The organism is Pseudomonas sp. NFACC43, assembly GCF_900119645.1.
GTDB lineage: Bacteria > Pseudomonadota > Gammaproteobacteria > Pseudomonadales > Pseudomonadaceae > Aquipseudomonas.
In genome coordinates this window covers 1-24155 of the sequence record NZ_FPKK01000019.1, presented here as the reverse complement: position 1 = coordinate 24155, position 24155 = coordinate 1, and the positions used below count along the sequence as shown (strand labels likewise).

General features: G+C 61.1%; 17 protein-coding genes and 1 rRNA gene. 3 read left to right on the top strand and 15 right to left on the bottom strand.

Features of this window, described 5'->3' with window-relative positions:
* Positions 1-58 precede the first annotated feature (58 nt).
* Together BT179_RS23935 and BT179_RS23930 are read left to right on the top strand one after the other, a co-directional pair.
* Positions 59-943 (top strand): LysR substrate-binding domain-containing protein, encoded by an 885-nt coding sequence (locus BT179_RS23935; RefSeq protein WP_072432057.1) that lies wholly within the window; start codon positions 59-61, stop codon positions 941-943.
* Between the two features lie 99 nt (positions 944-1042).
* Entirely contained in the window at positions 1043-1387 is a 345-nt protein-coding gene (locus BT179_RS23930; RefSeq protein ID WP_053152030.1) for a cupin domain-containing protein, read from the top strand.
* Positions 1388-1453: 66 nt separating this feature from the next.
* Here the strand turns inward: BT179_RS23930 and gntB are convergent, their stop codons facing one another.
* From gntB to BT179_RS23890, 8 genes are all read right to left on the bottom strand, one after another.
* A complete protein-coding gene (gntB, locus tag BT179_RS23925) occupies positions 1454-2440 on the bottom strand; it encodes a guanitoxin biosynthesis L-arginine gamma (S) hydroxylase (protein WP_072432058.1) in 987 nt (328 codons plus the stop codon).
* Positions 2441-2582: 142 nt separating this feature from the next.
* Positions 2583-3698 (bottom strand): aminotransferase class V-fold PLP-dependent enzyme, encoded by a 1116-nt coding sequence (locus BT179_RS23920; RefSeq protein WP_072432059.1) that lies wholly within the window; start codon positions 3696-3698, stop codon positions 2583-2585.
* Between the two features lie 3 nt (positions 3699-3701).
* Positions 3702-4910: an MFS transporter gene (locus BT179_RS23915; protein ID WP_072388691.1), complete on the bottom strand. Its 1209-nt coding sequence runs from the start codon at positions 4908-4910 to the stop codon at positions 3702-3704.
* Positions 4907-6211 (bottom strand): hypothetical protein, encoded by a 1305-nt coding sequence (locus BT179_RS23910; protein WP_072388693.1) that lies wholly within the window; start codon positions 6209-6211, stop codon positions 4907-4909. Before BT179_RS23910 ends, BT179_RS23915 begins: the two co-directional genes overlap by 4 nt.
* Positions 6208-7269 carry a threonine aldolase family protein gene (locus BT179_RS23905; RefSeq protein ID WP_072432060.1) on the bottom strand — a complete coding sequence of 354 codons (1062 nt, stop codon included), beginning with the start codon at positions 7267-7269 and terminating at the stop codon, positions 6208-6210. Before BT179_RS23905 ends, BT179_RS23910 begins: the two co-directional genes overlap by 4 nt.
* Before the next feature lie 10 nt (positions 7270-7279).
* Entirely contained in the window at positions 7280-8242 is a 963-nt protein-coding gene (locus BT179_RS23900; RefSeq protein WP_072432061.1) for a proline dehydrogenase family protein, read from the bottom strand.
* Positions 8243-8483: 241 nt separating this feature from the next.
* Complete coding sequence (gene mmsB, locus BT179_RS23895) at positions 8484-9371, bottom strand: 3-hydroxyisobutyrate dehydrogenase (RefSeq protein ID WP_072388700.1); 888 nt, start codon at positions 9369-9371, stop codon at positions 8484-8486.
* A gap of 10 nt (positions 9372-9381) precedes the next feature.
* Positions 9382-10908, bottom strand: coding sequence for a CoA-acylating methylmalonate-semialdehyde dehydrogenase (locus BT179_RS23890; RefSeq protein WP_072432062.1), 1527 nt, complete (start codon positions 10906-10908; stop codon positions 9382-9384).
* A 138-nt stretch (positions 10909-11046) separates the two neighbouring features.
* Between BT179_RS23890 and BT179_RS23885 the strand changes: the two genes are divergently transcribed.
* On the top strand, positions 11047-11994 hold the full coding sequence (locus tag BT179_RS23885) for a LysR family transcriptional regulator (RefSeq protein ID WP_072388704.1): 948 nt from the start codon (positions 11047-11049) through the stop codon (positions 11992-11994).
* On the opposite strand, the gene BT179_RS23880 is transcribed toward BT179_RS23885, so the two are convergent.
* From BT179_RS23880 to rrf, 7 genes are all read right to left on the bottom strand, one after another.
* Complete coding sequence (locus tag BT179_RS23880; RefSeq protein ID WP_083568919.1) at positions 11991-12443, bottom strand: outer membrane lipoprotein YfiB; 453 nt, start codon at positions 12441-12443, stop codon at positions 11991-11993. The two genes, BT179_RS23885 and BT179_RS23880, sit on opposite strands and share 4 nt — an antisense overlap.
* Positions 12444-12514: 71 nt before the next feature.
* Positions 12515-13765, bottom strand: coding sequence for a diguanylate cyclase DgcN/YfiN (locus tag BT179_RS23875; protein WP_072388708.1), 1251 nt, complete (start codon positions 13763-13765; stop codon positions 12515-12517).
* Positions 13762-14337: a regulatory sequestration protein YfiR gene (locus BT179_RS23870; RefSeq protein ID WP_072388710.1), complete on the bottom strand. Its 576-nt coding sequence runs from the start codon at positions 14335-14337 to the stop codon at positions 13762-13764. Before BT179_RS23870 ends, BT179_RS23875 begins: the two co-directional genes overlap by 4 nt.
* Positions 14338-14467: 130 nt before the next feature.
* The gene (gene recD / locus BT179_RS23865; RefSeq protein ID WP_072432064.1) at positions 14468-16564 is read right to left on the bottom strand and encodes an exodeoxyribonuclease V subunit alpha; all 2097 of its coding nucleotides are present in this window, start codon (positions 16562-16564) and stop codon (positions 14468-14470) included.
* Positions 16561-20250 carry an exodeoxyribonuclease V subunit beta gene (gene recB / locus BT179_RS23860; RefSeq protein WP_072432065.1) on the bottom strand — a complete coding sequence of 1230 codons (3690 nt, stop codon included), beginning with the start codon at positions 20248-20250 and terminating at the stop codon, positions 16561-16563. Before recB ends, recD begins: the two co-directional genes overlap by 4 nt.
* Positions 20247-23699, bottom strand: a complete 3453-nt coding sequence (recC, locus tag BT179_RS23855; RefSeq protein ID WP_072432066.1) for an exodeoxyribonuclease V subunit gamma — start codon at positions 23697-23699, stop codon at positions 20247-20249. Before recC ends, recB begins: the two co-directional genes overlap by 4 nt.
* Before the next feature lie 156 nt (positions 23700-23855).
* A 5S ribosomal RNA gene (gene rrf / locus BT179_RS23850) occupies positions 23856-23971 on the bottom strand.
* Between the last annotated feature and the right edge of the window lie 184 nt (positions 23972-24155).

Genomic DNA, 24155 nt, shown 5'->3' with positions numbered 1-24155 from the left:
TCCTGCCCGCGAAGGTGTCCCATCGGCCACCGCCGAACCCGGCAGAGAATCAACGCCCATGCATTTCGACTTCACCGACCTGCGCCTCTACCTCAACATTCTCGACACCGGCAACATCACCGCCGGTGCCAGCCGCAGCCATCTGTCCCTGGCGGCGGCCAGTGCCCGGGTCCGCGCCCTGGAGGCCTCCCTGGGGATCGCCCTGTTCGAACGCGGGCGGCGGGGCGTCACACCGACCCCGGCAGGCAAGGCCTTGGCGCAACATGCCAGGGTGTTGTTGCAGCATGCGGAGCACTTGCAGCAAGACCTGGCTGAATACGCCAAGGGGGTCAAAGGCCGCGTGCGGCTGTTGTGCAACACCAGCGCCATGAGCGAATACCTGCCCGAATTGCTGGCGACGTTCCTCAAGGGCCACCCCAATCTGGACATCGACCTGCAGGAACTGCCCAGTACGCGGATCACCCACGCGTTGCGCCAGGGCGCGGCGGACCTGGGCATCGTCTCCGACGCAGTCGACACCGATGGCTTGCAGACCCGTCCCTTTCGACACGATCCACTGACCTTGATCCTGCCTTCCGGGCATCCCTTGGCGGACGGTCGCGTGGTGAGTTTCAGCGAGACCCTGGCCCATGATTACGTCGGCCTGAACGCTTCCAGCGCCCTGGCGGTTTACCTCGAGGAACAGGCCTTGCACAGCGGGCTGCGCATGCAGATCCGTATCCGTGCCGACAGCTTCGACGGGGTGATTCGCATGGTGGCCCACGGCGCAGGCATTGCCATCGTGCCGAGGGCCGCCATCGAGCGCCGCACGCCCGCGCCCTCTTACCGATGCCTGCCACTGCAGGAAGCCTGGGCGCAACGGGCCTTGCTGCTGGCCGCGCGCGACTTCCAGGCATTGCCGGCCTACGCCAGGGCGCTGGCCCTGCACCTGGCCGGCGATTGATTGCGTTTCTGGGTAGCCGGATGTCGAGTACAGACAACTGACCCCACGCCCGGGCCTATAGGGTGCTCTTGAGCTTACCGTCCACTGCCCGGAGTCCCTATGACCGCACCTATCACTGTCCTGCGCGATACCCACCCGCTGCCCGTCCTCGACGCTTGCAAGTGGGAAAAGCTCGAAGGCGACCCGCACACCGTCAACCTCAACGCCTACACCAGCGAAGACGGCAGCAAGATCATGGGGACCTGGATCTGCACGCCGGGCAAATGGCGTGTGGACTATGTGAAGTGGGAATACTGCCACTTCCAGGAAGGCTACTGCATCATCACCCCGGACGGACACGCCCCCATCCATTTGAAGGCCGGCGATATCTTCGTGGTGGAGCCGGGCATGAAAGGCACCTGGGAAGTGGTCGAAACGGTGCGCAAGTACTTCGTCTTCGCCTGATACCGCTCCGACAGATCCGCGCGTTGCGCTGTCCTCGCCCCTGAGCACAGCGCAACAGGACGCCCCCTATCCCGTGACCTGGATGGTCGCGATCTTCCCGCTGCGATAGGCCTCGAGTATCTGATGGATACTGGACCGGGCCTCCCCCCTGGCCGTAAAAATGCCACCACAGCCGCGATTGGCTGCAGCGTAGCTTTCGTCTTCCATCAATATCCGATGCGCGTGCGGCAGGTTCCAGAAAGGAACGCCGGCAAACAGATGATGGGTCAGGTGATAGTTGTCGCCATGCATGCCGATGAACAACCGCTCGATCCACGTGGGGAAACGATTGCGCGTCAGCTGCACCTCATCCTTGTACACGCCGAACATGCCGAAGTGCTCGGAAATCTCTGAGAACCAGCCGATGACCTGGAACACCGTGAAGTACGGAACCAGCCAGAACAGGACATAGCCCCACGGGCCGATGAAATGGCTGAACAGCAGCAGGATGGCGCCATGAACCACCAGCAGCTTCACGCCCTGCCACGGGCTCGCCAGGATGTCCCCGGCGCGATTCTTCACCAGGTAGAGGAAATACTTGTAGGTGTTGACCAGCGTTACGCTCCTGAACAGGTGACGGGACAGGAAGTCCAGGCGATCCCGAGCCTCGTACAAGCCGGATTCGATATAGAACCGGTGATCGGGATCCTTGTCCTGGTCACCCAGGTGATGATGGTGCATCTGCACATGGGAGCGACGGTACGCTTCGTAGTTCTGGAAGATCGGATAAGCCAGCAGGTACTCGCCGACCCACTTGTTGATCACTTTGTTCCGGGCCATGGTCATGTGCGCCGCCTCGTGCAGAAGCGAAGCCAGGGCCCGCTGCCGCGAGCCGATGAACAGCAGCGCCAGGGGATACAGGACATTGTAGCGATGGCCCAGCAATACAGCCGAAACAATGACCATGAGGTCCGCACCCAGGGCAACCAGCCAGTGCCAGTTGTCTTTCCTGTACAGCGGACGCAAGCGCTGCCTCAGTTCAGCAGCAGGATTGAACCTGTTTACCTCGTTCATCGGAATTCCCTTTCGTACTCAACGTGATCAATACAGGCGACGCCCGCCTGCACGGCCCTCAATCATTCTTCCAAACAATCAGTGCGGTACTTACCAGGCAGTCCACTGCCATGGTTTCTTGCGTTTCATGCCCTCCGGTCATTCAAAGTTGCGACAGTAATGCGATGACTTCATCGATATCCCGGACGCTGTTACTGGCGTTGACGGACAAGCGTACGAAACGCTCATGCCCCTGCTTCAACATGAAGTACGGCGTATGCGACGCATACCCAGGCCAGCCGTTGACGCCGCGCGAGCGCAGGTAGGCGACCAGCTCCGTGGCCGGGCAGCGGGCATGGGTGAACGCGATGATGCCCTGGTGCTGCGTGCCTGGGGCAATCAGGTTGATGCCGGGCATCGTCGCCAGCCGCTCGAACAGGTTGCGATAGCGTTCGGATTCCGTGCCGTAGGCCTTCGACAGACGCTCCTTGATCGCTTGGTTCAGCCCCACCACGGCGGCATTGTTGCGTTCGGCGTATTCAAAGCCGCGCGCATCCTCGAGCGTCCGATGGACCGTGCCATGCACATCCACGCTGGCCCGTCCCAGATCGGTGAAACGAGGCCGCGCGGTGGCCAGGAAACGCTCGGAAAGAAAGGCAAAGCCCGTGCCCCGTGGTCCGCAGAGGAATTTCCGGCCAGCGGCGGTCAGCACGTCACAACCGATGGCCTGCACATCCAGCGCCAGCATTCCCGCCGACTGGCAGGCGTCGACGAAGTACAGGCAAGGAAAATCCCGCAGCAGGTTTCCCACCGCCGCGATGTCGTTCACGATGCCGCAGCAGGAAGGCACATGGACCACCGAGACCAGCTTGACCTGCGCACTCATGTGCCGGGCCAGCCAGTGCAGGTCCAGGTTGCCATCGGACAGCAACGGCATCACGTCGACCACCACGCCATGCAGGCGCTGCAGCGTAGACAGTGCGATCAGGTTGCCCGCGTATTCATAGGGCGTGACCAGAACGCGATCGCCTTCGGACCAGGTCAGCGCCTCCAGCGCGGTCACCCAGGCCTTCGTCGCGCCGTCGAACAGCGCGATGTTGCGTGCAGAAGCCCCCAGCAGGCGGGCGATGTTTTCGTAGACCTCGACGTCCAGGACAGGCGAATGATTCAGCTCGGTCTCATAGGCGCCCGCCTCGACTTCCTCCTGCAAGTAGGCCTGCATCAGACTCAATGTCTCTGGGGACATGATGCCCGACCCCGCAGTGTTGAAATGGATCATCCATTACCCCTTTCGCCTTGAACCCAGGAAATAGAAAACACTGGCCGCGACCACGCACAGCGACAACACATGGAACATCGCCTGGGGCGCATACAGCGACAGCACGAATCCGCACAGCACAGGCCCCAGGGCCGCGCCCAGGTTGGAGAGGTTCTGCGCGCCGTAGTAAACGCCTCGCATGTCCTCCGGCGCGATGTAATCGATGAACAGGTACTCGGCCGGGATGATGATGATTTCACCCACGGTGAAAACGATCATCGCGACCACCCAGGCCATCCAGGCCTGTGCATGAGCGAACCCCATGAGCCCCGCGATGAAGAACGCCATGCCCAGCATCAGCATGCGGAACAGGTTCTTCTGGTGGATCCTGGAGCCGATCAGGTATTGCAAGCCAATCACCACGCAAGCGTTGGTGGTCACCAGGTAATTGATGATCCGGTAGGTGTTCTCGGGGGTGCTGGTGACGATCAGGTATTGCGACAGATAAGCCGTGAACTGTCCGAACACGATGGCACTGAGGACACCTCCGATGGTGAAGCAGACCAGCCGGTAATTGCGCACCAGATGGACCAGCACGCGGGCGAACGGCTGGTTCGTGCGCTCCGTCTGCCCTGCCCGAGGCAGCCGCGCACCCAGGCTGCTGTAGAACGCCACGAACCCCGCGCCGATGATCGCCGAGACCGCGAAGGGCATGCCGGGACTGATCTTGGCGAACAGCACGCCCAGGAACGGACCGATGGCGTAGCCGACGTTGGTCAGGGTGTATTTCATGGAAAACACGCCGCCGCGCTTGTCCGGCGTCACCAGGAAACCAATCCCCGATTTCACCGCGATATCCACCACCGCATAGGACAGGTTCACCACCACAATGGCAATGATGAACGGCACCAGGCTGCCGACCTGGAATGCCACGGCAAAGGCCAGGGCAAACAGGCTCGCGGCGGCCAGCAGGATCCGGTCGTTGGAAAACCTGTCCACCAGGAAGCCGCCATACACTCCCAGAACGGAACTGACGATCAACGCGCCGCCCACCACCAGGCCGATGTCGGTCACGCCCAGGCCGAACGCCTGGGAGAAATAGACCACCAGGTACGGCAAGGCCATGGCCCGGGCAATGGTCAGGACAAATGTTGCCGACAGCAACAACACCACCGGCCTGGTGTAGACCCTGGCTTCCCCCGACACGGTCAGCTCTCCCGAAAGGTCCTTCATGCCAGCATGTCCCTGTACACGCCGGGCTCGTCTTCGCGCAGCAGTTCGATGCTGTGCTGAATGGCGGCGCGATCCTTGCCGAGAATGAAGACATGGCCAGGGCAGTTTTCCAGGGAGACGGTTTCCTTGAGCTCACCTTCGTCCTGGATCTTGATGCTGTGCACCCCGGCAATCGCCTTCCACCGCGCCAGCTCCGGCGCCCGCTTGATGAGCCCGGACTGTCGGGCGATCAGGAACACGCAACTGGAGTGGAAATAGAGCCTTTTGCGCGGCCGCTGACGGTAATCGAAGAAGGCCTCGGGATTGACCAGCGAATCGATCCACAGGCTCAACTGGTTATGCCCCAGCGCCCGGGTGTAGGCCGACAGGTCGATACCGCCCGGCATGCGTGCGGCCGTTTCCAGCAACACCGGTTCGTCGTCGACGATCATCAGCTCGCTGTGACCGACGCCCTGGCGGATGCCCAGCGCATCGAGCACGGAAAAGATGTACCGCGACAGCCGACTGTAGACATCGGCGTTGTCCACCGGACACATCAGCTGGTTGTAGTCATGCACCGGCGAGTCGCCGATCCGGGTGCGAAAGACGCGGATGATTTCGCTGACATAGTGCTGGCCGTCGACGCTCACGGTATTGACGCAATACTCGATATCCACATCGCTGGACTTGCTCGCCGACAGCTCGGACTTGAAGTCGCAATTGTCCAGGTATTGCTGGACCAGGATTTCATCGTTGTCTTCGAGAAAGAGGTTGCGGCTCGACTTGATGATCTCGAACGCTCGCTCGACTTCGCTTTCCCGCGTGCAGATATGGATGTTGTCCGAGCCGGCGCTCTTGATCGGCTTCAAGACCACGGGCAGGATTTTCTGCTCCTTGATCCAGTCCTGGATCGCCGCCAGCGACCCCGATTTGAAATGCTTGATCGAACGCACCCCGGCCCGTTGCAGGGCCTCATGCATTTCGAACTTGTCGCGCCAGCGAATGGCATGGCTCGGGTCGTTCCGACGCTCGACTTCGAACAGCGCAGCCAGGTGAGCGGCCAGTTCGACACCGAACTCACAACCGGCCAGCACGAACTGCACCGAATATCCGGACAGGGCCTGGCGCAGCTCGGCATCCGAGCGGTAGAGAATGTCCTTGATGAAATCGGCGGGACGGAACCAGGGCTTGTAGAACTCGTTGACGTTGGCGGTGGAACGCAGGTGTACGCACTCCAGCCCCCGGGAAATGAAAGCAGGCGCGATCAGGCTGCCGATCGAATAAGCATCGACGATCAGCACGACATTCTTCTTGTAGATCACTTGACCGTCTCCCGGGCCTGGCTCAGGGCTCGCACGGCATCCTTGATAATGCCGGCCGCCTTGTGGATATCGTCACGGGTGATGTTGATATGCGGCATGAAGCGCATCTCCCTGGCGTTGTAGGGCAGCCCGCCAACGCCCTGCTGGCGCAGATAGCCGGCGAACTGCACCGGGGCGATCCCCAGGGCGGAAATGTCCAGGGTCACCATGTTGGTGCCCTTGTAGCGGGCCGGCGCTTGATCGATGTCGTCGAGCAGTCGATACAGCAATGCCGCGTGCTCGTGGTCTTCGGCCAGGCGTTCGACGTGGTTGTGCATCGCGTAGAGTCCGGCGGCGGCCATCATGCCGGCCTGGTGCAGGTCGCCTCCGAACCATTTGCGGTACTTCTTGGCCCGCTGTATCAGTTCCAGCGAGCCCACCATGATCGAACCAATCGGCGCTCCCAGGCCCTTGGACAGGCACATGGACAGGAGGTCGGCGTTGTCGGTATAGGACGTCACGTCGATGCCGGAGGCGATGGAGGCATGGAGAATCCGCGCTCCATCGAGGTAACGATAGGCCCCGATGCCCTGGGCGTAGGCGAAGACGTCGTTCATCTGTTGCAGGGGAAAGATCGCGCCGCCTTTGCACCCCAGCGTGTTCTCGATGACCACCACCCGGGGCAAGGCATAGTTCTGGCTCCAGCGGCATTTGGAGGCGTAGAGCCTTTCCAGGTCGCTGACATCGAACAGCCCGCTGTCGTGGGTCGATAGCGAGAAGTTGACCCCGGAAAAAGCCGATGTCGAGGCAGATTCATAGAAATTGATGTGGTAGGACGCATCCAGGAAGATCTCATCGCCCGGATTCGTCATGGCCTTGACCGCCAACTGGTTGCTCAACGTACCGCCAGAGGTGAAAAGCGCCGCCTCCTTCTGGAAGTACTGGGCGCAGTATTCTTCCAGGGCTCGTACGGTCGGGTCTTCGCCGAAGCAATCGTCCCCCACTTCCGCCTGATAGATCGCCTTGCGCATGCCTTCCGTTGGCTTGGTGACCGTATCGCTTCTGAGATCGATAAACATGAGGGCTTCCTTAGTAACCTGCGCCAAAGACAATGCGGGAGGGATCGTAGAAATCGGCCAAGGCCTCGAGGACGTTTTCAGGCGACTCCGCCAATCGGTGCAGGAAGTGCAGGTACCAGCTGTCGCCATAAACCGCCGCTATCCGGCAGGCCACCCCCGCCTTCCTGGCTTTGCGCAACGCCTCGGGCTGCACACCGTGGAGCATCTCCAACTCGTGAATCCGGGTGTGCAGGCCCTGGTCGAAGATGCGCTGGATCAGGCCTGGATCCTGGGTCGCACAACTGACCGGGACCCCGGCATCCAGGATATCGGCGAGCAGTTTCAGATAGCGCTCATCAAGTTCCGCACCGCGAGGAAGAGCAACTTCAGGCGCTTCGTTATAGACACCCTTGACCAACCTGATCTTGCGACCATGACCAATGATGGCCGGCAGATCATTTACCGTCCTATGCAAATGGGCTTGAACAGTAAGGCCGACATTTGAATGGTCGGGGGCCAGTTTGGAATATATCTCCAGGATCTTATCGACCGCGGAGGAATGTTCCATGCTGATCATCACTGGAATATTATGTTCCGCAGCGGCGGACAAGATAGTGGCTGCGTTGCGATAAGCAGTTTCCGCGGATATGAGCATACCCACGGCGCTTAAATCGAAACCTAACTGGGGAGTTAATTTGGCCTTGGCGAAAACCTGAATGGATTTCAAGTATTCATCGACAAAGGCCTGGACCACTCGCGGATCATGGTTTTCTTCGCCGACATATTCGACACCCAGCCTGTAACCCTTGTCCCAGAGCAGTTTCAACTTTTCAGGAAGCCCGTCCAGGCTGGACGAAACGATGTAGCGCTGCGCGGCGCGCTCAAATAACCTGAAGAATAACGAGTCCCTATTGAAGGCATCTCGACATTCCTGATTGAGTGCCAATTTTTTTAGGCCGGCAGCCGTAAGTACGCATGTATCCTGCGAAGGCATGGGTATCGCTCCTTGATATGTAGTGCTCGTCCTGAGCGCCGAGTATTGTGCAACGATTTTTGTCTGTCAACCCTCGAATAATAATGGCCCGCTCCAATTCTCCAAAGTTTCATATATATATGAAACCCGGGAATAACGGAGCGAACCCAACATTAAATATTATTTATTACAGCTTCACGAAACATCGGACGCTCATATTGTCCCCGCCGCGGTTCAGGCGGGGACAAGCATCAGGCAATGGTTATTGAGGCTTGCGGTAGCTGTTCACGATGGCCGAGAAATCCTTGCCACCCTCGCCGCGCTGGCTCATCGCCTGATACAGCTGTTGTGCCACCGCCCCCAACACCACCGGTTGATGAGCCTGCCGCGCAGCCTCGGTGGCCAGGCCCAGGTCCTTGAGCATGAGGTCGGCCCCGAAACCGCCAGTGTAGCCACGCGAGGCCGGCGCCGTTTCGATCACCCCCGGCCAAGGGTTGTAGGTATCCGAACTCCAGCAACGTCCGGTGGAACTGTTGATGATGCCCGCCAGCACCTGGGTGTCGATGCCCAGGGCATCGCCCAGGGCCATGGCCTCGCTGACCCCCACCATCGAGATGCCCAGCAGCAGGTTGTTGCAGATCTTGGCGATCTGCCCGGTCCCGACCTCGCCACAATGCACGATGTTACGGCCCATCTGAGCCAGCACCGGCTGCAAGGTGGCGAACAGTTCGGCGGTGGCGCCGACCATGAACGTCAGCGTGCCAGCTGCCGCGCCTCCGGTACCACCCGAGACGGGCGCATCGGCCATGGGCACGCCTTGCCTGGCGGCTGCGGCAGCGACATCACGTGCGGTCTGCGGGTCGATGGTGCTGCAATCCACTGCCGGAGTGCCGGTGGCAATCCCCGCCAGCACGCCGTCCTCACCCAGCCAGACACTGCGCACATGGGCGGCGGCCGGCAGCATGGTAATCACCAGCGCAGCGCCCTGGGCCGCATCGCGAGGCGAGGTGCTGATGGTGCCACCCAGCGCCGCCAGTTCAGCCAGCACCGTCTGGTTCAGGTCGAACAGGTTCAGCGAATGGCCAGCCTTGAGCAGGTTGCGCGCCATCGGGGCGCCCATGTTGCCCAGACCGATAAATGCGATGTTCATGTCCGGCTCCTTAACGCAGGTTGATGGTGGTGTTCACACCGTCATTGATGCTGTCGTCGTCGAACCAGCGGGCGGTGACGGTCTTGGTCTGAGTGTAGAACTGCACCACCTGTTTGCCGTACGGACCGAGGTCGCCAAGCTTCGAACCGCGGGAGCCGGTGAAGCTGAAGAACGGCACCGGAACCGGAATCGGGATATTGATCCCCACCTGGCCCACGTCGATTTCGCTCTGGAATTTACGCGCCGCCGCACCGCTCTGGGTGAACAGCCCCGTGCCGTTGCCGAATGGGTTGGCGTTGACCAGGGCAATCGCCTGATCCAGGGTGTCGACTTCCAGCACCACCAGCACCGGACCGAAGATTTCCTCGGTGTAGATACGCATGTCGGTGGTCACGCCGGAAAACAGGGTCGGGCCGACAAAGTTGCCCTGCTCGAAGCCCGGCACGCTGATGTCGCGACCGTCGAGTTCCAGCTTCGCGCCTTCGTTCACGCCGCTCTCGATCAACTCGAGAATCCGCGCCTTGGCCCGCTTGGAAATCACCGGACCGATGTCGGTGCCCGGCTCGCTGCCCGCATTGACCTTGAGCTTCTGTGCCAGGGCCTTGAGTTCTGGCAGCCATTGCCTGGCCGCGCCCACCATCACCACCACGGAAGTGGCCATGCAGCGTTGGCCCGCCGCACCGAAACCGGCACCGACCAGGGCATTGAGGGTTTGTTCGCGATTGGCATCCGGCAGCACCACGGCGTGGTTCTTGGCGCCCATCATCGATTGCACACGCTTGCCATGGCGCCCCGCCAGCTCATACACATGAGTACCGACCGCCGTGGAACCGACGAAGGAAACCGCCTTGATGTCCTTGTGGGTGCACAGCGCATCCACCACGTCCTTGCCACCATGCACCACATTGAGCACGCCGGCCGGCACGCCGGCTTCGATCGCCAGCTCCACCAGCAACATGGTCGACAGTGGATCCTGTTCCGACGGCTTGAGGACGAAGGTGTTGCCGCAGGCAATGGCCATCGGGAACATCCACAGCGGAATCATCGCCGGAAAGTTGAATGGAGTAATCCCGGCACACACGCCGATGGGCTGGCGCAAGGTGTAGGTATCGACGCCGCCGGCGACGTTCTCGGCGAACTCGCCCATCTGCAGGGTGCCGATGGAACAGGCATGCTCGACCACTTCCAGGCCGCGGAAAATATCGCCCTCGGCATCCGCCAGGGTCTTGCCCTGCTCGGCGCTGAGCACCGCGGCAATGCGTTTCGAATGCTCGCGAATCAATGCCTGGAGCTTGAGCATGATGCGCATCCGCGCGCCGATGGGCGTCAGCTTCCAGGTCTGGAACGCGCGCTGGGCCGCGGCAATGGCGGACTCGACCTCCGTCGCGGTGGCGAACGGGACTTTCGCCAGCACCTGCTGGGTGGCCGGGTTGATGATGTCGTGCCATTCATTGGAGCGGGATTCGACCCACTCGCCATCGATCAACAGTTTGACGGTTTGCAGGGTGGTGTCGCTGGGCGTGAGGGAAACGTTCATGCTGGCCTCCGGATTGTTCTTGTAGGGAGCGCTGTTTCGAGCAAAGGCCAAGGTATGCAGAGACCTTGGTGATGAGACGGTTTTTGGAGTATAGATGTGCAAACTTCTAATAAGAACGCACATAAAAACCGGTCCATCATGCAAAAAAACATCACCTCCCTGGGGTCGCTGAATTGGGACGACCTCAAGTTCTTCCTGGAAGTGGCCCGCACCCGCAAGGCCAGCACGGCGGCCAAACGCCTCGCTGTCGACTACACCACGGTGTCGCGTCGCATCAGCTCGCTGGAAACCTCACTGGGAACGCTGCTGTTTGAAAAATCCCGGACCAACGGTTTCGTGCTCACCGCCGAAGGCCTGCGCCTGCTCAGCTACGCCGAGTCCATCGAGAGCACCCTGCACATGGCCTGCGAACAGGTTTCGGGGTCTGGTGTCGCATTGTCCGGCCACGTGCGCATGGGCTGCACCGAAGGCTTCGGCAGTTTCTTCATCACGCCGCAACTGAGCCACTTCGTCGATGCCTACCCGGCCATTTCGGTGGACATCCTCCCGCTGCCGCACTTCATCAGCCTCTCCAAGCGAGAAGCCGACATCGTCATCGCGCTCGAGCGCCCCGAACACGGCCCGTACGTGTGCTGCAAGTTGTGTGATTACCGCTTGCAGCTCTACGCTACCCAGTCGTATCTCGATAATCACCCACCCATCCAGCGCCCGGCGGATCTGGGCAAGCATTCGTTCATCAGTTACGTCGACGACCTGGCATTCAGTTCCGAGCTGCTCTACCTGGCGAACGTCCTGCCTGGGGCCAATGCCCATCTGCGCAGCACCAGCGTGATCGCACAGTACGTGGCGGCGCAGCAAGGGCGCTCCCTGGCGATCCTGCCGTGCTTCCTCGCTGCCCAGGATCCAGACCTGCTGCCCGTGCTACCGGAGGAAATCAACGTCACCCGGCAGTTCTGGATGTACTGCCGGGAGGATCTGCGCAAGTTGAAGCGGATCACCTTGTTGTGGGATTACATTCGCGAAGTGACCGAACAGAACCGGTCGCTGCTGATGGGTGACAGCCGGGAGATGGTGTTCGCCGACTAGTCGGCGATGACCACGATGGCGACTCGACGGTTCTCGGTACGCCCGCTGGCCGTGTCATTGGAGGCCACTGGCTTGCTGCTGCCCAGGCCGCGCAGCTGGATATTCTCTTCGCGCATGCCGACACTGGTCAGGACCTTGCCGACGCTGTTGGCGCGCCGTATCGACAATTGTTCATTATACGCCTGGGAGCCAGATGCGTCGGTGTGGCCATCGACGCGTACCCGTTCGATGCCAGCCCCCAGCAGGGCCTTGCCAATCCGCTCGACGATCTCGGTACTGGCCGGGTTGAGGGTTTCCACGTCGCTGCCGAACAACACCTTGCCCGACAGGCCGAACGCCCAACCCTCATCGGTCAGTTTGAAGCCTTGCTCCTTCAGTACGGTGATTTGCGCCGGAGTCAGCCCTTTCGGCGGTGTGGTCTGGCAACCACCCATGGCCAGGATGGCCATGAACAGAAATACGAAGGACCGTCGCAGGCTGGATTGGAAAAATGAACGCACGGATTGGCTCCTGATTGTGGTTAAGCAACGGGGTGCTCCGCCCCCGACGAATGTCGCCCTCCCCGGGCGAGACGCTTGGCCTGGTACATCGCTGCATCGGCGGCATGCAACAAGGCGCCTGGAGTGGTGCCATGCTCGGGATACACCGCAATGCCGATGCTCAGGGAAGTCAGCACCGAGGCATTGCCGGGCAACTGGATCGGCATTTCCATGCTGGCGATGATTTTCTCAGCGATCATTTCGGCATCCTCCAGCTTGTGCAACGGCGAGAGCAGCACGGCAAATTCATCCCCGCCCAGCCGCGCCACCAGGTCATCCTCACGCAACTGCGCCCGGACCCGGGTTGCCACAGCCGTCAGCACCGCATCTCCCGCAGCGTGACCAAAATTGTCGTTGATCCCCTTGAACCGATCACTGTCCAGGTACAGCACGGCCACTTGCTCGTCGAGCTTGCTGGCGTTACGCAGGGCGCGAATCAGCCGGCCTTCGAAATACGCCCGGTTGGGCAATCCGGTCAGGCTGTCGTGACTGGCCTGGTGGGCCAGGCTTTCGTTTTCGCTTTGCAGGTGGGTCTGCCAGGATTCGAGTTCGGCGAGCAGTGCATTGAAGTCATTGCCCAGGTTATCCAGTTCAGCGATGGCGGCCGGTGGTACCCGCCGGTCCAGGGCCCGCTCGCTGCGCGCGGCGTGGGCCACTTCCGCCAGGCAACGCAAAGGGCCGGTAATCGCCCGCAACTGACGCCGGGCCAGGTACAACGCCATCCATGCACTGACCGCCGTGCAGAGGATGATCCCCGCCAGGCCGCTGAGCAGGAAGCGCAACAGGCTGCCGCCGTGTCCCGCCAGCAGGACGCTGCCGATGGCCTGGCCCTGGTGAACAATAGGCAGGCTGATGGGCTTCTCAAGGAAGGCCTTGGCGATGTGCATTTCCAGATCAGACAACAAGCCGGTTTCCGGTCGTTGCCAGCGCGCCAGCAAGCGACCGTGTTCATTGAACACCTGGGCGTCGGCCACCTCTTCGGTGCTGGCGATCAAGGCCAGCGCTTCGGTGGCGGCAGCCGAGTCATCGAACACCACGGCCGCTTCCACGGTGTAGTTGATCGAACGCGCGATCAGGTGCAGGTTGTGGTCGGCGTATACCCGCAGCGCCAGGACACCGAGCAAGGTCAGGGAAATGCTGGCCATGGCGATCGCCACCAACGCGACGATCAAGTGACCGCGCCCGATGACCGAGCCCAGGGTAGGAAGAATCCTTGGGGTGGACAGGCTCATGGTGCCGCCGGCCTGCGTCGGGAAAGCTGCAAGACACTGGGATGGATACGCACGCCGCTGCGTGCCACGGAATCGAGATTGACCTCGAACGACACCTGCTCGTCACCCACCCGCAGGCAGAAGAGACTGCCCACGGTGCATGGGTCGCCTCCTTCGCTGATGCTCAAGACCGGCTTGCCGATCAAGGAGGCGTACAGACGGGTGCGCTCCTCGCTGGTGAGCCGTCCCACATAGACCGCGTTACAGTCGGTCGCGATGCCGGGATGATCTGCCAACAGACGCTGGACGGTGACCGGTCGGCCCGTGGCCTGGGCGGTCCCCTTGACCAGGTCATCGGTATATTGGGTCGGCCCGACGATGCACAGTTGCAACTGCGTGGGCTCCACCGGCCATCGGGCGTAGCTGAGAATGCCCAATACCACCTGGGTCACCGACTCGGCTCGCTGTTCAGCCCTGGTCGTGGTTGCCTGATCCTGAGCAGCGATCACAGGCGGCAACAGGCCCAGAAGACTGGCAAGCAAGTAATGCTTCCAACCCTTGCTGCGCGCCGCCTCTCGACCAGCCACATCCATGAAGAATCTCTTGTCGGTCCGATAAATGCCGGAACGATAGCACAGTGCCAAAAACCCAGCGAGACAGCGTCCTACGTCTCTTCTGACAGAAGCAGGCAGAATCGCGACCGACCTAAGAAAGCCGAATCATTCAGTCGTCCCGATCCAGATCCAGCATCAACCCGCTCAGCCGCTTGACCTTGCGCCGAACCGCTTCCTCGAACACGCCCGCCCGGGGTTCGATCAGGCTGAACCACTGCTTGGCACGGGTAATGGCCGTGTATACCAACTCCTTGGTCAACACAGGGTTCAGCGCATCCGGAAGGATCAAGGCCGTATGGGTGAACTCCGAGCCCTGGGACTTGTGCACCGTCATGGCATAGACGGTTTCCACGTCATTCAAGCGGCTGGGCAGGACAAAACGCACACCACCTCGCCCATCGTTACGAGGGAATGCGACCCGCAGGACCTGCTTGCCCGCCTCCGGCCCCTCACGCTCGGGCAACCTGAGGGCAATGCCGATATCACCGTTCATCAGCCCCAGCCCGTAATCGTTGCGGGTCATCAACACCGGGCGCCCTTCGTACCAGTGGTGATCGCTGTCGATAAGACGGGCCTTGAGCAACGCGGCAGTGATCCGCTGGTTCAACCCTTCGACACCCCACGGGCCCTTGCGCACGGCACAGAGCAACTGGAAAGCATCGAATGCCGACAGGACTTCCCGGGCCCAGTCGGCCCAGCAATGGTCGTCCAAGGGGCGGGAAGTGTCCGGGCGCCGTTGTCGCAACACATTCAAGTAGTGTCGGTACCCCTGGGGGCCCTCCGTGCGCCCCTCGAGCAGCAAGCGCTCCAGCCCATCATCGTGCTCCCCCTTCAGCGCCAGGAAGAACAGATCGGCATACTGCTTGCCCTGCAGGAGCTGGCGAGCCTTTTCGGCTTGCTGCTGGTTGACCCAGCGAGCCAGTTGGCCGATACCACTGCCCTCGCCGAAGCGTCGTGAATGCCTGAGCATGACCACTTGCTGGGCCAACGGATGGGTGCCGTCGAGGTCCTGCTGCAGATCACTGGTCGCCAGGTTCTCGCCGCTGACCGATTCAAGCCAGGCCCGAGTCCGGGGCGTGTACCAGCCCTCTTCGGCGTCTCGACACAAGTCCCCCAGGACCGCACCGGCCTCCACCGAGGCCAGTTGATCCTTGTCTCCCAACAGCACCAGACGGGCCTGGGCCGGCAATGCATCCAGCAGATTGGCCATCATCTCCAGGTCGATCATGGAGGCCTCATCGACCACCAGCACATCCAATGGCAACCGGTTACCCGCATGGTGGCGGAAATGACGGGTCCCGGGCCGACTGCCCAACAGACGGTGGACGGTGGTCACGTCGCAGGGAATGCGCTCGCGTACGGCGGCGCTCACCTCCAGGCTCAGGACCTGCTGGCTGATGGACTCCGTCAGGCGTGCCGCGGCCTTGCCGGTGGGCGCGGCCAGGCGAATGCGCAGCGGCTTGCCGGCCTCGACGGCGGGTGCCTGGAGTAAGGCCAGCAAGCGCACGACAGTGGTGGTCTTGCCGGTTCCCGGCCCTCCGGTAACGATGCTGAAGGCGCCGCGGGTGGCCAAGGCACAGGCAAGTTTCTGCCAATCGATCGCCCCCGGGCCGGCAGCCGTCCCGAACAAGCCATCCAGACGCTCGCGCAGATCATCGGGCGCCGCGTCCCGCTCGGCAAGCCGTTGCCGCAGCGCCTCGTCGATCCGCCGCTCATAGCTCCAGTAACGACGCAGGTAAAGCCGTTTACCTGACAACACCAGCGGGCGCTGCCTTGCCTCCTCGCTCTGGTCCGCAGCCAGGGCCACCAGACGGCTGGAGGCCAGGGTTCTGCACCATTGAGCCCCGTCCAGGGTTTGCAGTAACTGTGAAGGCAACAGCATTGCCCCGGCCTGCAGGTCGCCCTCGGGGGGTAGCGACAGGGCAAAATCCGGTTCCTTGAGTGTTTCGTACAGGTCCAGGCAGACATGCCCATGCCCCAGCTGATGACTGGTGAGCGCGGCGGCGAGCAGCACCAGTGGATCATCGTCGGGCGCCAGCTCCTGGAGGAACGCGACGAACGCCTTGTCCAAGGCACGCAACCATCCTCGCTCGACCCAACGGGTCAGCAGCCGCAACAGGTCATCGGCACGACTCAGGGGCGACAGCTCTACCAGGCTGTCGTCGTCGGAGGTGCCGGGCAGCAGATCGGCGAAAGAACGACTCATAGCAATTCTCCCTGTACCCATGCCGGCTCGGCCTTGGGCTCGGGTACGCCCTGGAACAGACGATCCAGTTGTTCGATCAAGGCTCGAGCAGGCCTGGTGAAATACACGCCCTGACTGGTGGCGCGGGTGCCACGAAGAAACAGGTACAACGCGCCGCCGACATGGCGGTCGTAGTCATAATCGGGCAGGCGCGCCTTGAGCTGGCGGTGCAGCGCCAGCAGGTACAGCACGTATTGCAGATCGTAGCGATTATCCAGGATCGATTGCTCCATCGCCTGCGAGGTATAGGCCGCGTCATCGGCCCCCAGCCAGTTGGATTTGTAGTCCGCCACGTAATAACGACCGTCGTGCTCGAACGTCAGGTCGATGAACCCCTTGAACATGCCGTTGAGCAGCACGGGTTCCGCGGCGACGCGGGCCACGCCACCGTGGGTGAACTGGCAGACCAGTTGATCCAGCTTGAGAACATCGACCTTGTGGCTGGCGAACCAGAATTCCATTTCGACCTGGAACTGGTCCAGATGCGCGAGCACCACGGGCGCCTGGTTGCTGCCAATCTGCAAAGGCAGGGCCACGAGGTGTTGCAGCCAGTCATTCAGCGTCGTGATCCAGCCTTTCCAGCCTCGACGATTGCAACGCCGGGCAATGACGTCTTCGATGACCGAGGGCGTAGCCGCGAATCCTTCGCCCGCGATCCACTCCAGAAGACCATGAAGGAAGGTGCCCGGGTTGGGGCCACGGGGAAAACGATGGATATCGCCGCCAGCAACGGCAACTGCCCTTGGAGCCTCCGGATCGAGTCGCTCGTCGTCGAACAGTTTCTGGGCTTGTGGGTCCTCCGGCGCGGCGTCACTGCCCGCACTCAGGCTTTCACCGATACGTAGCGCACTGTAGGAGGCAATCCACCAGTTCTCGCTGGCTTTGCGGGCAGGCTTGAGCGGTTCGCGCAATACCGCCTCACTGCGTGGAGGCTGGTAATGCTCGTCGGTCGCCAGGGGCATCTCCTGGCAACTCACGGTCGCGCTGCCTTGTTGCAGGTCTTCCAGCCAGCGCTTCAGCTCCACCGAGTCGGCCAGCGGCGTTCCGCCACCCAGCAGATAGCCCAACGCGGACAAATGCAGGATCGAGGTGTTGTTACTCCCTCGCTTGAGATCGGCGACACCCAGCCAACAGGCATGCTGGGCACGGGTAAGTGCCACGTAGAGAAGACGCAGGTCCTCGGCCAGGCGCTCCTCGTCGGCCCTGGCAATCAACTCGACGGTGGGCCTGAGACTGACCTGCGCCCTTCCCGATTCATCGTGGTAGTGCAGAGGCAAGCGGGTACCATCCACCGGCTTGGTCGAACAGATGAACGGAAGAAACACCAGCGGGTATTCAAGCCCCTTGGACTTGTGGATCGTAACCACCTTGACCAGTTGCTCATCGCTTTCCAGGCGCAGGATCTGCTCCTCTGCGGCCTGTCCGGACAACGCCAGGTGCTCCGACAGGTGTCGAATGAGGGCCTGTTCACCATCCAGCTCTCCGGCGGCCTGCTGCAGCAGTTCGCACAGGTGCAGCAGGTTGGTCAGTACCCGCTCACCGTCGCTGCGCGCCATCAACGCCTGGGGCAGTTCGAAGTCATGCAGCAGCCGCCGGAGCATGGGCAGTACCCCCTGGGTCCGCCAAACCGTGCGATAGCCACGGAATTGCATGACCCGGGCTTCCCATACCAACTCGTCCTGGTTGAGCCGCTCCAGCTCCGTCAACGGCAGGTTCAAGGTAATGCTGGCCAGCGCAGCCCGCAGCGGCCGTTCGACATCGGGCTCGGCGCAGGCTTTGAGCCAGATCAGCAGGTCGCGCGCCTCCTGCGAGGCAAAGACCGAATCCTTGTCCGATAGATAGACACTGCGCACGCCCCGTGCGGACAGCTCATCTCGCACGGCCTGCGCTTCCTTGCCGTCGCGCACCAGGATGGCAATGTCTGCAGGCAACAACCGACGGAGTCCGCTTTCAGGGTCCATGAAGCCATTGCGACCGGCCTGGCCCCCATTGAGCAACCCCGTGATTGCACTGGCACAGGCCGCCGCCATGTTCTGTCGATACACCGCGCCGGAAAGCGGTTGTTCCGATGGCAGGTGCCAGATGTTCATTGCCGTGACGGCCTGGCCCGCAATCTGCAGGAACTCGTTGCGCCCTTGTGACTCAACGGGCAAAAACGGCACCGGATTGTTCCCGGAAGCCTCACGAAACAGGAACGCTCCACGCCCCTGCGGACGAGATTCGGCGTATTGGAAAACATGGTTTACCGCACCCACCATGGCATGGCTGGAACGGAAATTCGTCCCCAGCGTATGCAACCTGCCGGCGGTGGCTACTCGGGCCCGCAGGTAAGTGTGGATATCGGCGCCGCGAAAGGCATAGATGGCCTGTTTCGGGTCACCGATCAGGAACAGGCCGGTTTCAGGGTTGTTGCCTTCGATACGGTAGATGCTTTCGAAGATCCGGTATTGAACCGGGTCGGTATCCTGGAACTCATCGATCAGCGCAACTGGAAACTGTTCACGGATCAGGCTCGCCAGGCGCTCGCCGCCTTCGGCCTGCAGCGCCGCATCCAGACGCAGCAGCATGTCGTCGAACCCCATCTCTGCGCGTCGGCGCTTCTCCGCCTCGAAACGCGCCCCAACCCATTGCGCCGCATGTTGCAACACTGCGGCATCCGGAGTAGGCAAGGCTTCCAGGCTGGCCTTGAGACCGACCATGGCGTCCAGTCCTGGATGACTGGGCACCTCTCCCTTCCAGGCCTGCGCCATGCCCTCGGGCGTCAGCCGGGTGAAGCCGGTGCCGATGTCCAACAACTCGACGCTTTCGTCCTCTACCCAGGCAGAAATCTTCTGGAACCAAGGCTCGAAGTAGCGAGCCTGCATCTTGCGCGCATCGACAAGCTTGTTGGCAACACCTTGCTGGCAGATTTCCAGCAGTTCCACCGCCCATTGCCGCCAGGGTGCCTTGAGATCGAGCAAGGCAGCACTGCGCTCGCGTAGCGATGCGGCGATGAGCTCGGCCGGCTCGGGTCCCTCGCCATTGCCATGCTCGCTGGCGAACAGTCCCTTCACTCGCGGCAACAGGGAAGCCGGTCCACCCCAATGGGCCCGCACCCAGTTCAGCGCCTCGCCTTGCATTGAATAACAGAACATCCGCCAGTAGTCGCGCAACACCTCGCCGAGCAACTCGCTGTGGTCGGTTTCCAGGGTCTGGGTAAACAGGCTGCCGCTGTCGAAAGCATGCTCGCGCAGCATGCGCTGGCACCAGCTGTGAATGGTCGAAACCGCGGCTTCGTCCATCCATTGCGCGGCGATGTCCAGCCGATTGGCGCAGGCAGGCCAATGCTCCTCGGCAAATTCGCCGCGCAACTGGACGATCAGTGAGTCCGGGGCCGGTATCTCGTCACGAAAGAAACGTGCCGCTTCGGCCAGGCGAGTACGGATACGCTCACGCAGCTCCTTGGTAGCGGCGTCTGTAAAGGTCACCACCAGGATCTGTGGAGGAAGCAGCTCGCGACCAAACCCGGTCGCCGGTCCACCATGACCCAGTACCAGGCGCAGGTATAACGCCGAGATGGTAAAGGTCTTGCCAGTACCGGCGCTGGCCTCGATCAACTGGCTTCCATGCAGGGGAAACGCCAGGGCCAACGGTGTCTGCCGGCTCATGAGCGTGCCTCCTCGCCAGCCGCCGAACGCCATGGAGCCTCGAACAGCGGCCGATAAAGCGCATTGCACCAGTCGGGAAACGTTTCCTCAGCCATCAGGGCTTCGAAGTCGGCAAATTGCCGGGCCAGGGCAGGACTCTCCCGTCGCTCGCCTTCAGAGTTCTGCCCATCGCCTTCGTAGGTTTTCCGAGCAGCCGCCATGGCCTTGACCGGCTCGGGCTGGCCAAGCCAGGCAAAGGCAGTCTTCACCGCGACCGGCAACGGTTGGCGCATGCCGGCCTGCCAAGCCTGTAGCAGATCGCTGAGCAATCTTTGAGCGACAGTTTCTTCAAAAGGCGGCAATAGCAGGCTGTCATCGCTGGCCACCAGTGCGGTAGTCATCGACAAGCCATTGGCGCATGCCACTAGGTGGTTTACCCAGGGTCGGATGAGACGATGCCATTTACGAGTCTTCGCAGAGCCGATGCTATTGGGTATTGCAGTAATGGCAAGGACGGCGCCATCGGAACGCTGGTGCAGGCCACTAAGCCATCCTTCGACACTCACTCCCTGCAACTGAAGGCTGACCGGCACGGCGCTGGTCAGTGGTACAGGCCATGACGCGAGGATCTGCTGATAACGCTGGAGCAAGTCAGGCAAGGGCTCGATCAGCTCGCGCTGCAGGCATTCACCAAAACCGGCCATTGGTAACAGGCCGCTGTTCTGAAGCCTCCTGGCGTGGGCCGAAAGGGCGAGATCCGGCTGATCCATACGTGCCAGGGCAGCCTCCAGTAAACTGTCACTCAGGCTGTAGCGTTCAAGGGCATCGAGAACGAAAGGCTCGTCATCGGCCAGCGGAGCCTCGATGGTCTCGAAGAACACCTTGAGTCGTTGGCTGAAGAAATGGCGGACGGGGTTGCGCATGAAATCCTGCAACTGTCCGAGGCTCAGGGGTTCTTCCTGCACATATGGCTCCAGTAAAGGCGGGCTGAGAGCCGTGTTGCGATCGCCGTGCAGCAACCGCCATTCGCTGGCATAACTGAACAACTCATCGCCCTGGAGAAAATAACGGGCACTGAAGGGTTGCAGAGGGTGCTCCAGGGTCAGCGCCTCGAGAAGATCCTCACCAGTACCCCCCAGCCGCCAGCCACTGGCGATGTGATCGCGCAATTGTCCTATCAGCACTGATGCCGGTCGTTCGCTGTTGTCGCGAATACTGCGCCCCACCCAACTGATGTAGAGTTTTTCCCGGGCCGAGAGCAGCGCTTCCAACAACAGGTAACGATCATCCTCACGCCGGGAACGATCGCCCGGACGATAGTCGCTGCCCATGAGATCGAAATCCAACGGCGGCTGGGCCCGTGGATAATCGCCATCGTTCATCCCCAGCAGGCAAACCAGCTTGAAAGGGATTGCCCGCATTGGCATCAGCGTGCAGAAGTTCACCGCTCCGGCGAGAAAACGCTGGGACAGTCGCCCCTGGTCAAGGCCTGCCAGCCAGGCTTCACGCACCACGGTCAACGGCAGCTCATCCTGCAGACCAACCGACTCGCAGGTTTCCAGCCAGTTTTCGCGCAGGTCTTCGAGCTGGGCCAGCAGATGATCCTCATGCTCGTTACCCGCCAGGAAAAACAGCTGCATCAGGTCGTGCAAACGCGACCCCCATGTCTGCGGCGCTGCTGGCTGAGTAAGCGCCTGATGAGCGACTTCCAGAGCATCCAGCAAGGCGACCAACGGGCCGATCAACGCCGCATCGAGGCCGCCGATTTCATCGTAAGGTTCAATTCCCTCATAGGCATCCGAACTGCCAACGGCATACCCCAGCAACATACGACGCAGACCAAAACGCCAGCTGTTCTGCTCAAGCTCCGCGGGCAGTCCCAACGCGGCACGATGATCGGCACTCATGCCCCAGCGAATACCCGCGCCCTCGATCCACCGATGCAGGGTCGGCAAATCGGCTTCATCGATACCGAAACGCCCGCGCAGTGCCGGGACATCCAGCAAATCCAGGATCTCACTTACAGGAAAGCGACTATCGGGCAGCTTCAGCAGATGCTCGACAGCAATCAGCAAGGGATCCCTTCCGCGCTGCCCCTGGTCGGTCAGGGTGAACGGAATGAAACGTGGATCCGTCCTGTCGAGCTGGCCGAACACGGCGCGGATATGCGGTGCATAACTGTCGATATCCGGAACCATGACGATGATATCCCGGGGACGCAACGTAGGATCCGCACTGAAATGAGCCAGCAACTGGTCATGAAGAATCTCGACCTCACGCTGGGCACTGTGGGCCACATGAAACCGAATGGACCCGTCTCGCCCTGTATCCACGGCGGGCCACGTTGCGCGGGTTTCATCCAAGGGGCGCAACTCAAGAATGTCATCCTGCAACTGATTGAGGAGCGTCGTGGGATTGCCTTCGCTGAACAGGTCGATTCGTCCATCTCGAAAAACAGAACGATAACTGTTGGGATCGTCGTAACTGTCGAGCAGGTTGATATAGTCGCGCCCTTGCTTGCCCCAGGCTGCCAATAAAGGATGAGCGTGCTGATGCAGAGTTTGCGGATCGAGAACGGCAGGCATACCGGCCCTTCGCGCCTGACGCTTGTATTGATGCCGTAGCAGGTCCTTGTCAGCCACGATATCCGCCCAATGATGGCGGCAGGGATTATGGACACACAGCAGCACCTGGCTGAACCGTGACAGACCGGCGAGCGCCTCGAGGGCCTGGGCGGGTAGCGAAGAAATGCCGAACACGATGACCCGGCTTGGAAGGCCTTTGGGTGGGCTCTCCAAGCTGTTGATCCGTTCGATATATCGTTGATGCACGCCAGCACGGCTTTGAGCCATGCCTTGCTCTCCCACATCCAGTAGCAAGGCTCGCCACAGTTCGGCCTGCCAGCAATTGGCCGGTGCAAGCGCCTTGGCTTCACCACGCACATTTCTCGTTTGATGTCGGCCCTCTGCCCAATCCTCAAGCCAATCGGCACGGTACACCTGATATTGATCGAACAGGTCGGCAAGGCGCTCGGACAACTGGTAACGCTTGCGCAGGTCGGTGTCGTGGGTCAGAAAACGGCGCAGTGGCTCGAAATGAGGCTGCTCGATCAATTGCGGCAGGAGACGCATTAGTCGCCAGGTCAACGGGGCCTTGTCGAGCAGGGAATTGGCGGGAATTTCGTCACGTCCCAAAACCGTACGATAGAGATGCCACATGAAGCTGCCTGGTAACTGCACATCGATGGCAGCTGCGATACCGCAGCCACCGCTACCATCATCTTCCGGATCCTCAGCCAATGCGAGCTTGAGCCACTGGGCAATGCCGTTGCTTTGTACGAGTGCGATTTCATTTTCAAGAGGGGCCAGCGGATACCGCCGCATCAAGCTGATGACCAGACTGCGCAACTCATCCAGGCGATTTCCGTGAACCACCATGAAAGCAGGGCTGAGGGACGTTGCGTCCGGCATAGAAGGCATCCTTGGAAAGAGCATAAGCTAGGGCCGAACCTTAGCACTGTCGGGCAGTTGTGACAGCCGGGAACGGTCCGCGTCTGTCGTAAGAACTTTCCTGGAGGCAAAACAAAACCCCTACCTGCATCAGCAGATAGGGGTTTCGGAATTTAATCTTGACGATGACCTACTCTCACATGGGGAAACCCCACACTACCATCGGCGATGCATCGTTTCACTTCTGAGTTCGGGATGGGATCAGGTGGTTCCAACGCTCTATGGTCGTCAAGAAATTCGGTAGCCAGCGCGTGCCTTGCGGTCACGTTCCAGCGAATGGGTATGCGATAGTTTGTGTGTTGCCTGCAAGCACGTTCGAACTTTCGGTTCGTTTCGTCTTCACAACACCGCAATCTGGTCTCTGTCGAGTCGACAGATTGCTTGGGTGTTATATGGTCAAGCCTCACGGGCAATTAG

Coding starts and splice junctions, on each gene's coding strand:
- BT179_RS23905 (WP_072432060.1), bottom strand. CDS start 7,269: ATGTTTATCGATCTCAGAAGCGATACGGTCACCAAGCCAACGGAAGGC.
- BT179_RS23875 (WP_072388708.1), bottom strand. CDS start 13,765: ATGAGCCTGTCCACCCCAAGGATTCTTCCTACCCTGGGCTCGGTCATC.
- BT179_RS23935 (WP_072432057.1), top strand. CDS start 59: ATGCATTTCGACTTCACCGACCTGCGCCTCTACCTCAACATTCTCGAC.
- recB (WP_072432065.1), bottom strand. CDS start 20,250: ATGAGCCGGCAGACACCGTTGGCCCTGGCGTTTCCCCTGCATGGAAGC.
- BT179_RS23880 (WP_083568919.1), bottom strand. CDS start 12,443: ATGGCCATCCTGGCCATGGGTGGTTGCCAGACCACACCGCCGAAAGGG.
- BT179_RS23885 (WP_072388704.1), top strand. CDS start 11,047: ATGCAAAAAAACATCACCTCCCTGGGGTCGCTGAATTGGGACGACCTC.
- gntB (WP_072432058.1), bottom strand. CDS start 2,440: ATGAACGAGGTAAACAGGTTCAATCCTGCTGCTGAACTGAGGCAGCGC.
- BT179_RS23870 (WP_072388710.1), bottom strand. CDS start 14,337: ATGGATGTGGCTGGTCGAGAGGCGGCGCGCAGCAAGGGTTGGAAGCAT.
- BT179_RS23900 (WP_072432061.1), bottom strand. CDS start 8,242: ATGCCTTCGCAGGATACATGCGTACTTACGGCTGCCGGCCTAAAAAAA.
- BT179_RS23920 (WP_072432059.1), bottom strand. CDS start 3,698: ATGATCCATTTCAACACTGCGGGGTCGGGCATCATGTCCCCAGAGACA.
- BT179_RS23890 (WP_072432062.1), bottom strand. CDS start 10,908: ATGAACGTTTCCCTCACGCCCAGCGACACCACCCTGCAAACCGTCAAA.
- recD (WP_072432064.1), bottom strand. CDS start 16,564: ATGAGTCGTTCTTTCGCCGATCTGCTGCCCGGCACCTCCGACGACGAC.
- BT179_RS23915 (WP_072388691.1), bottom strand. CDS start 4,910: ATGAAGGACCTTTCGGGAGAGCTGACCGTGTCGGGGGAAGCCAGGGTC.
- recC (WP_072432066.1), bottom strand. CDS start 23,699: ATGCCGGACGCAACGTCCCTCAGCCCTGCTTTCATGGTGGTTCACGGA.
- BT179_RS23930 (WP_053152030.1), top strand. CDS start 1,043: ATGACCGCACCTATCACTGTCCTGCGCGATACCCACCCGCTGCCCGTC.
- mmsB (WP_072388700.1), bottom strand. CDS start 9,371: ATGAACATCGCATTTATCGGTCTGGGCAACATGGGCGCCCCGATGGCG.